The sequence below is a fragment of the Flavobacterium sp. RSP49 genome, from assembly GCF_003968735.1.
In the GTDB taxonomy this organism is placed as follows: Bacteria; Bacteroidota; Bacteroidia; order Flavobacteriales; family Flavobacteriaceae; genus Flavobacterium.
On sequence record NZ_RYDN01000003.1, the window covers coordinates 132,641 to 145,826 of the forward strand.

The following is a 13,186-nucleotide window of genomic DNA, read 5'->3' on the forward strand; positions in this document are numbered from 1 at the left end:
AAACACAGTCTTCATTTAATTATTATTGGTGTAAGTTCAGCTTTTAGTTTATCAAAATCTTCTTGTTTAACTATTCCTAAATCAAATAAATCTTTTGTTTCCTTTAATTTTGCGATAGCTTCTTCTTTAGTCATTCCATTTGTTCTAATTTCTTTTGTTTCTATAGCTAATTCAATATCAACAATTAAATTATTGCAAGTACCACATGTTGCTAATTCAGCCATTGTTTTAAATCCTAATTTTCTTGTTCCAGCTATAAATAACGTTTTAATTGTTATTTCGGTATTACTCATTGAGGTATTAACAGTTGAATTAAATCCGCTATTCCCTAGCATATCCATTACGGTTGGCTTGTTTTGTATGGAAACAAATGTTTTAGCTCCACCTTCAGGTCTGTTTATACGGAATTTATCACCAATTTTTATTACTGCACTATTTGAAGCAGTATATTGTGAAATTCCATCCTTAGTTAATACTTTTGCTTCAGCCTTTTCTTTTAAAGCCTTAACTTGTTCAAAATTTACTTGATTATCAACCAATGTTGTTTGCGCAAATGCTATTGTTGATAATGCTAATGCGAATACTAAAATAATTTTTTTCATTCTTTTTTTTTAAATAAATATTCCTGCTAATAAACCCTTTTATAATCATTTCAGCAATACCCACTTTTAGTGATATTTAATAAAAAAATCACTCATCTCTGAACGGTTATAATAATAAAGACTTTCGTATATTAGTGTGGGTTTTATTTTTCTACTTCAACTTTTTCATCGAAAATAAACTTTGTTTGATCTGCGTTTGTAAAATAGATTTCATCATGTGTTTGTTTTATTTTTAGTAAAGGATTTGTTAAAGAATAACTTACCTTATATTTAGTGCTTATTATAGAGTCTGGATTTTTGGAATATAAATCAAATTTACTTTTCCAAGCTCCGGCGTATACTGAAATTTTAATGTTTTCATTTCGCTTTTCTTTATATTCATAGTTTTTATACTCCTCATCGTTCCTAATATTACCTAGTATTATTTCTTGATAAGTATTAGTTAATTTATTAAGTTCTTTTATCACGTAATTAAAAGTTAATGTGTCTTTTTCTGTCAAAACAGCATCTTTTCCAAGCCAAGCTAGAACAAGCTTATCTTTTAAAATTTTAATGCTATCGGAGGACTTAACTCCACCAATTTTCTCAATTGAATTTATTTCAAAATCTAACTCTTCTAAACTTGTGCTAAATAATTGTTTTATAGATTTAGACTTATAGTCATAGAGCATTTGTTCTTCATTACTTTTTCCACAAGAAAACATTAAAGCAACAGCTAAAAATAATAATATTTTTTTCATTTTCATTTTTTTTTAATATTACGAATAAACCAATTTAAAATCATTGTCACAATACCCACTTTTAGTGATATTTCAAATATTAAATATAGACATCAAATTCACCTGTTGTGGTTGGTAAGTCCTGTTTTGTTGTTGTTTCGGGTTCTATCTTCATTTTAGTGAGAATGCTTCCATTCGCCTCGTGGTGGTATGGTTGTTTTTATGGAAATAATAATCAAAGTGTTGTATGACAACTTCTTTGGTGCCCAATGCATTTAGGAAGTCTTCAGGAATTCTAATCCCGTGAGAATTACCTATTTTTATTATTTGTGTTTGGCGGACTTTTATCATCCAACAAATGTAATTACTTTTTGTATTTTGTATTTTTTTGTCACGTTTCGTAAGACGAGTTAATGGTGTGCAATAACCACTGATAATCAAGCACGTGCTAGCGTGAGCATCCCGCTCGTGAACACTCTCAAAACTAAATAGCTACAAATTTTAATAGGCACGGTCTGTAGGCTCTCACTCTTAATGGAGAAAGTCATTTAACACAACACTAAAATAGCAGTATTAAATTGATACCATAAAAAAACCCCGAAAGTGTTACTTCCGGGGTTACTAACTAGTTCCATATTTAAACCAAACCAATCAACTTATTTATGGGAATAGAAACTAATCTATGCGTAGTTAGTGTATTCTTATTTAATAGAGAATTTAAAGCTTGTTTTTGTTTTGTAATTTTCACCGGGATTCAAGACCGTGGTTGGAAAATCTTTTTGATTTGGAGAATCCGGATAGTGTTGCGTTTCTAAACAAAAACCCGTTCTGCGAGCATACGTTCCGCCATTTCTCATGGGTAGAGTACCGTCTAAGAAGTTTCCGGAATAGAACTGTATTCCCGGTTGGTCAGTGTATACTTCCAATAACCGCCCGCTTCCCGCATCATAAGCTGAGGCTGCAAAACGTTCTCCTTTACCTTGATTGTTCAGTACCCAGCAATGGTCGTAACCCAATCCGTTTTTCAATTGTTCATCTTTGGATTCGATTGCTGCACCCACTTTTTTAGGTTTCCTGAAATCAAAAGGTGTATTGGTTACATCGGTCAATTTTCCTGATGGAATCAATGTTGCCGCTACCGGAACTAATTTGTCTGCATCAATAGTTATTTCATGATCTAAAATTGGTTTAGAAAAATCAGAAGACAGATTAAAATACGAATGTTGTGTTAAGTTTACCACCGTTTTCTTATCTGTAGTCGCTTCATAAAGCACGTCCAATGAGTTGTCATTGTTCAAGGTGTAAGTAACAAAAACAGTCAAGTTACCAGGATATCCTTCTTCCATGTCTTTACTCACATACTTCAATTTTAGAGAAGCATTGTCTCCGGATTTTGCTTCTTCGGCAGTCCAAACCACTCTGTGAAAGCCTTCTGGTCCTCCGTGCAAAGCGTTAGGATCGTTGTTGATAGCCAAAGCATATTCTTTTCCGTCCAAAGTAAACTTTCCCTTTGCAATTCGGTTTCCGTATCTTCCGATAAGGGCTCCGAAGTACGGATTGGGTTTCATGTATTGTTCTAAAGAATTAAAACCAAGTACTACTTCTTCCGATTTTCCGGCTTTGTTTGGCACTTTCAAAGAGGAGATAATTCCACCATAAGTGATAATAGCGACTTCCATTCCTTTTTGGTTTTTCAGTTTGTAACTGTCAATTTTTTCGCCTTTTGGAGTCGTTCCATACGCTGATTTTTCGATAGTTACCGCAGCTGTAGCTTTTGCTTCTGTAGTAGTTTCTTCCACTTTTTTATCGCTTTTGCATTGAATATTCATACTGGACAAACTGACTATGGAAATCCCATACAAGCAACGTTTTAATACATTCATAATTACTCATTTTTTTAGTTAGTATCGAAGTCAAAAGATAAAGGTTTTTAAAGTCCTAAATTCGGAGATTACAGTAAAAATTTATAATATAGGACTGTGTTTTGCGACTTTAAGACTTTCGACTTAAATTAAAGACCGTGTTGGAACAAGTGATAGTATGCTTCATTTGCATTTAAAGTATCTTTGAAATTGCGAATAGTAGTATCCTTATCAATAACCACTAATTCGATTCCGGCAATATCAGCAAAATCTTCCATAAATTCAGTAGTTACCGCTTGACTGTAAACTGTGTGATGTGCACCACCTGCAAGAATCCATGCAGTAGCAGCGATATCAAGGTTTGGTTTACAATCCCACAGAACACGAGCTACCGGAAGTTTTGGTAGATCAGCCATCGGTTTTACTGCAGTAACTTCGTTTACGATTAATCTAAAACGGGTTCCCATATCTATTAATGATACGTTGATTGCATCTCCAGCAGGTGAATTAAACACCAAACGAACGGGATCTTCTTTTCCGCCAATTCCTAAAGGATGAACTTCACAAGATGGTTTCGCATCTGCGATGGAAGGACAAATTTCGAGCATGTGCGATCCTAAAACATAAGACTTTTCAGGAGTAAAATGATAGGTGTAATCTTCCATAAATGAAGTTCCTCCTTGGAGTCCTACATTCATTACTTTCAAAACTCTTACCATTGCCGCTGTTTTCCAGTCTCCTTCACCTCCAAAACCATAACCATCGGCCATCAGGCGTTGGGTTGCAATTCCAGGGAGTTGTTTCCAAGCGCCTAAATTTTCGAAAGTATCGGTAAAAGCACCAAAACCACCTTCTTCCATAAAAGCTCTCAAGCCTAATTCTATTTTTGCGGCATCGGCTAAAGATTGTCTTTGTGCTCCCCCTTCTTTTAAGGAAGGAGTTAAATGATAAGAGGTTTCATAAACAGCCAATAAATCATTTAATTGTTTATCCGTCACTTTTTCGATATGTTTCGTCACATCAGAGGAATCGTAACCATTCACCGAAACGCCAAAACGAATTTGTGCTTCTACTTTATCACCTTCTGTAACCGCTACTTCACGCATGTTATCTCCGATACGAGCTACTTTTAAGTTTTGAAGTTCATCCCAACCCAGCGCCACTCGTGTCCAATTTCCTAATTTTTTTTGAACCCTTTCGTCCTCCCAATGTCCCACAATAACTTTGCGTTTTTTACGCATTCTGGACATGATAAAACCAAACTCTCTGTCTCCGTGAGCCGATTGGTTCAAATTCATGAAATCCATATCCATAGAAGCCCAAGGAATTTCGGCGTTGAATTGCGTATGTAAATGGCACAAGGGTTTTTTAAGAATACTCAAGCCTCCAATCCACATTTTGGCTGGAGAAAAGGTATGCATCCAAGCCACAATTCCAATACAATTTTTGTTTGAGTTGGCTTCCAAACATACATCCAAGATTTGAGCAGGGGATTTAACTACATCCTTGAATACAATTTTTACCGGTATAAGTGAGGATGAATCAATTCCTTTTGAGATTTCTTGTGAATGCTCGGCTACTTTTCTAAGCGTCTCCTCGCCATATAATTCTTGGCTTCCTACTACAAACCAAACTTCTTTTTGTGATATATCAATCATAGTTCTTGTTTAACTGTTTAATGTTTATTCGTTTAATTGGTTAGCTGTTTAAGCGTTTAACCAATTAAACAGTTAACCGATTAATCGGGGCTATTGTCCGTAATACGAATCTTTTCCGTGCTTACGTTCGTAATGTTTTTTTATTAAGGAATCTTTTAATCTGGTTGCATTCGGGTTTATTTGCAAAGTCAAGTGTGCCATTTCGGCGATTGCCTCTAAAACTTTACTGTTGTAAACTGCTTTTGCTGCGGTTGCCCCCCAAGCAAAAGGACCGTGATTTCCTATAAGAATCATTTCTACTTCTTCGTACGAAAGATTTTTTTCTTTAAAACAATCTAAAATTTGGATCCCAGTATTGTGTTCGTAATTCCCTTCGATAAGCGAGTCAGCCATTGGCGCAGCACAGGGAATATCGCTGGTTAAATGATCGGCATGGGTTGTTCCAAAGATTGGAATGTCTCTTTGTGCTTGTGCCCAAGCTACGGAGTAAGTCGCATGAGTGTGTGCCACACCGCCAATATTTGGCCAGTTTTTATATAAATAAGCGTGCGTTTTCGTATCCGATGACGGACGCATAGTACCTTCAATGATATTATTGTCAAAATCAACTATAACAATGTCTTCGGGTTTCAAATCTTCATAAGGAACACCGCTGGGTTTTATTGCAAATACACCATTTTTACGGTCTACTGCACTCACATTCCCAAAAGTATAGACTACTAAATTCAATGCATTCAATTGCATGTTTGCGTCGTAGCATTCTTGTTGTAAAGCATTATACATACTGCTCATGGTGTAGTTTTTTAATAGATGGATCTGCAAAAGAACTTAATTGGTCATAGGCCAAAAGCAATTTGTTGTAGGCCGCAACTTTGTCTAATTGAGGAAAATATTCCCCATCAAAATCACTTCCCATTTTTTGACTGGCTTCAATTACATTCGGATAAATTCCTGCTGCAACTGCTGCGTATATTGCTGCGCCCAAAGCGGGTGTTTGGTCTGATGCCGCAATCTTGATTGGTTTATTCAACACATTAGCCAAAGTTTGCATGATATAAGGCGATTTTCTCGCTACACCACCAATGCCGATGACGCTGTTTATTTTTACTCCTTCTTCTTCAAAACGGTCTACTATTTTTTTAGAACCAAAACAGATTGCGTTTACCAATGATTTGAATAAATGGGGCGCTTTTGTACCTAAAGATAAATTAGAAATAGCGCTTTTAATTTCCTGATTAGCATCAGGAGTTCTTCTTCCGTTAATCCAGTCTAAAGCGATCGGGATACTTTCGGATAAAGGAATTTTTTCTGCTTCGGCAGTCAATTGAACAATTAAATTGTCGCTCATTTCTGCTTTCAATTGCTCTTTTTGTACATCTGTCAAAAGGGTAGAGGTATCCAATAAATGTTCTGTTGGCCAAAGTAGTAACTCTTTGTACCAAGCTAGTACATCTCCAAAAGCAGATTGACCAGCTTCCAGGCCAATAAATCCTGGAATTACGGAACCATCAACTTGTCCGCAGATGCCACGAACGGTTTTTGTTCCGATTGACTCTTTCGAAGCTACAATAATATCACATGTTGAGGTTCCCATCACACGAACCAAAGTGTTTTCCTCGATTTTTGCTCCTACCGCTCCAGAATGCGCGTCGAATGTTCCAACAGCAATTATGGTATCCGTTGTAAGACCTAATCGTGTTGCCCATTCTTGACTTAAATTTCCGGCTACCAAATCAGAAGTATAGGTTTCATCATATAATCTTCCGCGAAGTGCGGCAAGATATGGATGCAGTTGACCTAAGAATTCTTCTGGAGGCAATCCGTTCCAGTCCTCGTGCCACATAGCTTTATGACCCGCTGCACAACGACTTCTTTTAAATGATTTTAAATCTTTATTGTCGATCAATAAATACGTCATCAAATCGCAATGTTCCATCCAAGTATAGGCAGCGTCTTTGACGGCTGTATCTACTCTTGCAATGTGTAAAATTTTTGCCCAAAACCACTCTGATGAATAAATTCCGCCCACATATTTGGTAAAATTTTCTCCACCCCAATTGTCGGCAAGTTCATTGATTTCGTTTGCTTCATTGATAGCGGTGTGATCTTTCCACAATACCATCATCGCGTTTGGATTGTGTTCAAAACCTTCGGTCAAAGCTAGGGGAATTCCGTCTTTAGTGACGGGTACCGGTGATGAACCAGTGGTGTCAATGCAAATGCTTCGTATTAGGGATGGATCTACATCGCTGTTTTGCACCACATATTTTATAGTGGCTTCTAGTCCTTCGATGTGATCTAATGGATGCTGGCGAAACTGATTTAGGGATGCATTACAATATTCTTTGGTTGCCCATCGCTTGTATTGACACACATTTGATGCAATTTCTTGACCATTTTCAGTGTCTATTAACATCGCTCGAACAGAATCTGTTCCGTAATCTAATCCTATTACATAATTTTTCATTCTAGATTCTTTTAATTGTAATGACAAATATAGTTTAAATAATTTATAAGTGTATAAAAAACACTTAATTTAATTTAACAGTGTAATTTTTATCATAACTGCAGAAAAACAGCAGTTTGCGAATTGAATAAATAATAATTTGTTTCTATACATTTATTTTATTGCGATTATTTCATTTTTAACTTCAAAACAGTCACAGAATAGGGTGGAAGGCTCGTTTGCGCTTTGTCTCCTTTTAAATTAAATACGTTTTCTATTGGGCTTATTTTCTTAGGATTAGCAAACGAATTTTCGTCTTGTAAGTTTGGACTTGTAAGGGTTATTATAGTTCCTTTTGCTTGTAATTTGGGTCCTTTTAAATGGACAGTTATTTCTTGTGCAGTCGCAGCTGTGTTTACTAATTTTACAATTACTTCTTTAGAGTTTACATCTTTCACCGCTGATGCAAACAGATTACTTTGTCCGGTTACCGGTTTCCCGTCTTTGGTAATGGCTATTAAATCGGTTCCTCTATTGGTAGCAAATAATTTTTGCACATAATAATTAGCAGAACCATAGGCTTCCAGATTGTTGAACCAAAGCAAATCCGGTTTCCATTGCCAAGCTTCTTCATGAGCCATCAATGGTGCGTAAGAGGTTAAATTAACCACTTCGGCATTTCGTTCTAAACCGGTCATGAAAGCAGCTTCAGAGAAGGCACATTCCCAATTGTTTCTGTTGTCAGGACTTGCAATTGCAACACTTTGAGCCGCATATTCTCCAGCGAAAATTTTAGGTCCTTTTCGGTCATAACTGTCATAACGAGTAGCATTTTCTCTAAACCATTGTGGGCTTTTGTAATAATGCTCATCTACAATTTCAGCATTCAATTTTTTAAGTTCTTGCATGCCGTATTCAAAATAATCTCCTTCTGGAAATGGACCGCTTCCAGAAACAATAATCATTTTTGGATATTTTGCTTTAATAGCTTTTTCAAATACTTTGTATCTTTCGATGTAATCGGGTCCCCATTGCTCATTTCCAACACCAATGTATTTTAGGTTAAATGGTTTTGGATGTCCCATTTCAGAGCGGACTCTTCCCCAAGGAGTTTCTATGTCACCATTTGCAAATTCAATTAAATCCAATGCATCCTGCACGTAAGGATCTAATTCTTCCATTGGAACTAATTCTCCGGTATTGAACTGACACGCCATTCCACAGCTTAAAATAGGTAAGGGTTGTGCGCCTAAATCTTCCGAAAGTTGGAAATATTCAAAGAATCCCAATCCAAAAGTCTGAAAATAATCCGGTGCCGGTTTGTGACTGAATTCGGTGTTCCAGCGGTTTACCAAGGTTTCTCTTTGCTCCACATCGCCCACGGTTTTTTTCCATTGGTACCGTTGTGCCAAAGTTCTTCCCTCCACAATACAACCGCCAGGGAATCTCAAAAATCCGGGTTTCATATCATACAAAAGTTGCACGATGTCTTTACGCATTCCGTTTTTTCTGTTCATCCAAGTGTCTTCCGGAAACAAAGAAATCATGTCTAAATCGATGGTTCCGTTTCCTTCAAAGGTGATTTTTAATTGTGCTTTTGCCTCGGTTTGAGTAGCAGTAAATTGTGCAGTATAGCCTTTCCACTCGTTTGATGTTGGGACGATGCTGGTTTCGCCTAATACTTTTTTGTTTTTATCAATAAATTGAATGATAATTTTTTTGATAGCGCCATTGTGATTTGCCGCTTTTAGCGAAAGATTGTATTTAGCATCTTTCTTAATTCCTATACCACGGAATCCTTCGTTAATCATCGAAAATCCTTTGGCATCATTGATTAATACCCTACAAAAACTAGGGTTGGTTTTATTTTCCAATGCCTTGACAGTTGTTGCGATTCCAGATGTTGTATTAAAAGAATGTTTGTCACTATTTGGTTGTTCCCAACCCATAAGCGGCGCTTCAAATTCAAACGAACGGTTTTTAATCATTTCGGCATACAACCCACCATCGGCAGCAAAGTTGATGTCTTCAAAAAACACACCGTACATCGTTGGTTGAATTTTAGTTATCGTAGTTGCGGTATTAACTTCGAGATTCGTTTTTTGTGCATTGGCATAAAAGCCATTTAGTAAAAGCCCGCAAAGGGTAATTTTCGTAATTAAATTTGGTTTCATTTTTTATTGTTTTAAGGTTTAAACGTTTAAAGTTTAAAGTTTGAAGTTATTGGAGTTGAACTTTATATTTTCATGAATCGTCTGGTATTTCTTTGTCAACTTTTACTCTTTGTAATCAATCCAAACTTTCATTTTTCCAACGCCTCTGTTAGACCAGGAATAATACGGAATGGCTTTTAATTTTTTGGTTTGAATGGTATTTACGCCTTCTAAAAGGCTTTCTTCTTTTTTAACTTTGAAAGTATCGTTTGGACCAATGGTTATAGCGTCAAAATTAGTAGCATTATCCGCTTCTTCAATCGCATATACAATAGGTCCGTATTCTAAAGCGACTTTTCCTTTGTTGCCTTTCACTTTCGCATTGGTTACCACTTGTTTTACTTCCATTGGGAAATCAAGGACAATTGTTTCTCCTTTTTTCCATTTTTTGGTAATGGTGATGTATCCCTTGTCTTCTTGGTATGCAAATGCTTTTCCGTTTAGAGTAACTGTTGTTTTTGCAGTTGAGGTAGTTGCATAACTATATAAATCTCCCGATAAAACCTGATTTCTCGCCCAACTTGGAATGCGTAATTTTATAGTGAATTCACTTTCTTTTTTTGGAGAAACAGTAAGAGAAACTTTTCCGTCCCAAGGATAATTGGTTTGTTGTGAAATTTGTAAATCGGTTTTATTCAATGTTATTTTCGCCGTATTCGAAGCGTATAAATTCACATAAAGCACGTCTTTACTTTTAGAATAAATCAATCCCGGAATCGAAGGAATAAACCGAATCAAATTCGTTGGACAACAAGAACAATCAAACCAAGATTGACGGGTACATTCGCCACGATTGAATTTATAAACGCCATCCGATTCCAATGCATTTGGATAAAAGAATTTTTTTCCATCCAATGACAATCCAGAAATCAATCCGTTGTATAAAGAGCGTTCAATCACATCAAAATAATCAGAATTTCCATATAGATTATGTAAGCGATGGTTCCAATACACATTACCAATTGCAGCACAAGTTTCGTTGTAAGCGGTAAGATTTGGCAGTTCGTAATTTTCTCCAAAAGCTTCTTCATCGTGTTTTGCACCAATGCCTCCTGTGATGTACATTTTTTTGTTAACCATATTACTCCACAAATGATTCACAGCATTTAGGTAAGATGCATCATTTTTTAGCGCGGCAATATCGGTCATTCCGGAATACATATAAACTGCTCTTACGGCATGGCCCACCGCTTCTTTTTGTTGAATAACAGGAATGTCATCTTGAGAGTATGCGCCATATAAGGTGTGGTTTTTTGGATTTCCGCGGTTGTCCAAAAAGTATTTGGCCAGATTTAAATAGGTTTTTTTATGGGTAACTTGGTATAATTTCACCAAACCCGTTTCCACGATTTGATGTCCGGGAACCCCATGAACCTGGTCTGTTCTGTCGCCAAAAGTACGCACTAACAGATCCGCATTTTTGATGGCAATGTCTAAAAAGTTTTTCTTTCCAGTAGCTTCATAATGCACTACAGCCGCTTCAATCAGATGTCCAGAATTGTATAATTCATGACTGATATGTAACGATTCCCAACGTTTTCCTTGGATTACTGGAACCCATGGAGCGGGCGGCTTGGCTGGGTTAATAGTTCTCCAGGTGGTTAAGTATCCGTCTTTTTCCTGACCAATTTTCACAATGCTAATCAGGGAGTCTACTAGTATTTCGAGTTTTGGATTGGGTTCGCTAATCAAAGTATTAGAAGCGCCTTCGATAATTTTATACACATCGGTATCATCAAAAGGCATTTGTCCTTTTACGGTTCCTGCCATTTTACCACCTGCGATTAAAAAGTTGTCCATGCGGCCTTCTTCTTGGCATTTTTGGATTGCGTATTCGATGGTTTTTTCCTGTACTTTCTTGATAATGGGCAACCAAAAAGCATCCGTAACTTTTACATTTTGAATGTTTACCGGCGTTATATTATAACCTGATTTTCTGAACGAGTTCGATTTCTTCAGGCGTTCTTGGCCTTGGCCATAAATGGTCATTAAAATCGAAACGGTTAGTATTGTTTTTTTTATAAAGGTCATTTGCCTACTATTAATCTGTTTTTAATTCAGTGGTGCTACAACAGGCCACAAAGCAGCATCCCATTGCATCTCTTTTATTTTTAAAACAGATTTTCCTTTTTGATTGGAATCATACGCATGAAAAATAATGTAATCTTTACCGTCAAAAGTATAAGCGCTGTTGTGGCCTGCACCGTTATAGTTTTCGTTTCCTTGAATCAATACCGTTCCGCCACCTTCGTTTAAAGATTTCCCGTCTTTATCTTCGTAGGGTCCAGTTATGTTTTTAGATCTTCCCACAACTACTTTGTACGTGCTTTTTTCGCCTCTGCAACACAAATCCCAAGATAGGAACTGATAATAATATCCATTCTTTTTGAATATAAAGGGAGCTTCAAGAGCGCCATCTCCCGGATCAGTGTCAGCTAATTCAAAGGTTCTTTTACGTTTTGAAATGGTGGACCATTCTTCAGGTTGTGCGACTGATTTTAAATCGGGATTTAATTTTACCATTTTCAAACCATTCCAAAAAGAACCAAAAGCCAACCAAGGCGTTTTATTTTCATCCAAAGTCAAATTGGGATCTATAGCATTCCATAAATCACGATTGGGTACGGATTGAATGACAATTCCGTGATCGACCCATTGGTATGCGGGATCTTTTGGGTCTAAAGTGGTATTGGTTGTCAATGCGATTGCCGACGTGTTTTTTGCGAAAGCAGAAACCGAATAATACAAGTAATAGGTGTTGTTGTGAAAGGAAACGTCTGGTGCCCAAATGTGATTGTCAAAATTAGGAACAACAGCAGCTACCCAAACCGGTTTTTCTTTGAAAATAGCGGGTTCCGGTTTCCAGTTTTTTAAATCTTTGGAACTAAAAACACTGATTCCTTTTCCGGTACAGTATAAATAGTACGTGTCTTTTTGCTTGATCATTACAGGGTCGTGTACAGAAATTTCTTGTGCCCAAGCGGAAGCCGTCATGATTAGTAAGAGAAGTAATGGTTGTATTTTTTGAGATAATTTCATGCTTAATTTTTTATTTTTTAAACCATATAAGTCATATAAGAAAATATAAGTTTTTTATATTGTGTATTTTTTGAGCTGTTTTTAATTTCATTTTAAATTAACTTATATGTCTTATATGTTTCCATTTTTAAACCATTTAAGTCAGATAAGAAAATATAAGTTTTTGATATTGTGTATTTTTTGAGCTGTTTTTAATTTCATTTTAAATTAACTTATATGTCTTATATGTTTCCATTTTTAAACCATTTAAGTCATATAAGAAAATATAAGTTTTTGATATTGTGTATTTTTTGAGCTGTTTTTAATTTCATTTTAAATTAACTTATATGTCTTATATGTTTCCATTTTTTAACCATTTAAGTCATATAAGAAAATATAAGTTTTTGATATTGTGTATTTTTTGAGCTGTTTTTAATTTCATTTTAAATTAACTTATGTGTCTTATGTGTTTCCATTTTTTAACCATTTAAGTCATATAAGAAAATATAAGTTTTTGATATTGTGTATTTTTTGAACTGTTTTTAATTTCATTTTAAATTAACTTATATGTCTTATATGTTTCCATTTTTAAACCATTTAAGTCATATAAGAAAATATAAGTTTTTGATATTGTGTATTTTTTGAGCTGTTTTTAATTTCATTTTAAT

The 13,186-nt window shown here is 35.8% G+C and carries 10 protein-coding genes; all 10 read right to left on the reverse strand.

The genetic code is table 11. The features are described 5' to 3' along the window. Positions 1-11 precede the first annotated feature (11 nt). The 10 genes from EKM02_RS03115 to EKM02_RS03160 all read right to left on the reverse strand — a co-directional run bounded on the left by EKM02_RS03115 (position 12) and on the right by EKM02_RS03160 (position 12,539). A complete protein-coding gene (locus tag EKM02_RS03115) occupies positions 12-602 on the reverse strand; it encodes a hypothetical protein (RefSeq protein ID WP_126452008.1) in 591 nt (196 codons plus the stop codon). Positions 603-745: 143 nt separating this feature from the next. After that, entirely contained in the window at positions 746-1,342 is a 597-nt protein-coding gene (locus tag EKM02_RS03120) for a hypothetical protein (RefSeq protein WP_126452009.1), read from the reverse strand. Positions 1,343-1,492: 150 nt separating this feature from the next. After that, a complete protein-coding gene (locus EKM02_RS03125) occupies positions 1,493-1,672 on the reverse strand; it encodes a hypothetical protein (RefSeq protein ID WP_126452010.1) in 180 nt (59 codons plus the stop codon). Positions 1,673-2,022: 350 nt separating this feature from the next. Next, positions 2,023-3,204, reverse strand: coding sequence for an aldose epimerase family protein (locus tag EKM02_RS03130; protein ID WP_126452011.1), 1,182 nt, complete (start codon positions 3,202-3,204; stop codon positions 2,023-2,025). 128 nt (positions 3,205-3,332) lie between these two features. Then, positions 3,333-4,841 (reverse strand): L-arabinose isomerase, encoded by a 1,509-nt coding sequence (gene araA / locus EKM02_RS03135; RefSeq protein WP_126452012.1) that lies wholly within the window; start codon positions 4,839-4,841, stop codon positions 3,333-3,335. A 90-nt stretch (positions 4,842-4,931) separates the two neighbouring features. Continuing rightward, positions 4,932-5,633 carry an L-ribulose-5-phosphate 4-epimerase gene (locus EKM02_RS03140; protein WP_126452013.1) on the reverse strand — a complete coding sequence of 234 codons (702 nt, stop codon included), beginning with the start codon at positions 5,631-5,633 and terminating at the stop codon, positions 4,932-4,934. Then, entirely contained in the window at positions 5,617-7,308 is a 1,692-nt protein-coding gene (locus EKM02_RS03145) for a ribulokinase (RefSeq protein WP_126452014.1), read from the reverse strand. The genes EKM02_RS03140 and EKM02_RS03145 overlap by 17 nt, the downstream gene beginning before the upstream one ends. Positions 7,309-7,475: 167 nt before the next feature. Further along, on the reverse strand, positions 7,476-9,461 hold the full coding sequence (locus EKM02_RS03150) for an alpha-L-arabinofuranosidase C-terminal domain-containing protein (protein WP_126452015.1): 1,986 nt from the start codon (positions 9,459-9,461) through the stop codon (positions 7,476-7,478). 102 nt (positions 9,462-9,563) lie between these two features. Beyond that, positions 9,564-11,531 carry a glycoside hydrolase family 127 protein gene (locus EKM02_RS03155; protein WP_126452016.1) on the reverse strand — a complete coding sequence of 656 codons (1,968 nt, stop codon included), beginning with the start codon at positions 11,529-11,531 and terminating at the stop codon, positions 9,564-9,566. Positions 11,532-11,552: 21 nt separating this feature from the next. Further along, a complete protein-coding gene (locus tag EKM02_RS03160; RefSeq protein ID WP_126452017.1) occupies positions 11,553-12,539 on the reverse strand; it encodes an arabinan endo-1,5-alpha-L-arabinosidase in 987 nt (328 codons plus the stop codon). Positions 12,540-13,186: the final 647 nt, after the last annotated feature.

Excerpts from the sequence above, each read along its gene's own strand:
- EKM02_RS03140 (WP_126452013.1), bottom strand. The coding sequence starts at position 5,633 with ATGAGCAGTATGTATAATGCTTTACAACAAGAATGCTACGACGCAAAC.
- EKM02_RS03130 (WP_126452011.1), bottom strand. The coding sequence starts at position 3,204 with ATGAATGTATTAAAACGTTGCTTGTATGGGATTTCCATAGTCAGTTTG.
- EKM02_RS03145 (WP_126452014.1), bottom strand. The coding sequence starts at position 7,308 with ATGAAAAATTATGTAATAGGATTAGATTACGGAACAGATTCTGTTCGA.
- EKM02_RS03125 (WP_126452010.1), bottom strand. The coding sequence starts at position 1,672 with ATGATAAAAGTCCGCCAAACACAAATAATAAAAATAGGTAATTCTCAC.
- EKM02_RS03150 (WP_126452015.1), bottom strand. The coding sequence starts at position 9,461 with ATGAAACCAAATTTAATTACGAAAATTACCCTTTGCGGGCTTTTACTA.
- EKM02_RS03120 (WP_126452009.1), bottom strand. The coding sequence starts at position 1,342 with ATGAAAAAAATATTATTATTTTTAGCTGTTGCTTTAATGTTTTCTTGT.
- araA (WP_126452012.1), bottom strand. The coding sequence starts at position 4,841 with ATGATTGATATATCACAAAAAGAAGTTTGGTTTGTAGTAGGAAGCCAA.
- EKM02_RS03115 (WP_126452008.1), bottom strand. The coding sequence starts at position 602 with ATGAAAAAAATTATTTTAGTATTCGCATTAGCATTATCAACAATAGCA.
- EKM02_RS03155 (WP_126452016.1), bottom strand. The coding sequence starts at position 11,531 with ATGACCTTTATAAAAAAAACAATACTAACCGTTTCGATTTTAATGACC.
- EKM02_RS03160 (WP_126452017.1), bottom strand. The coding sequence starts at position 12,539 with ATGAAATTATCTCAAAAAATACAACCATTACTTCTCTTACTAATCATG.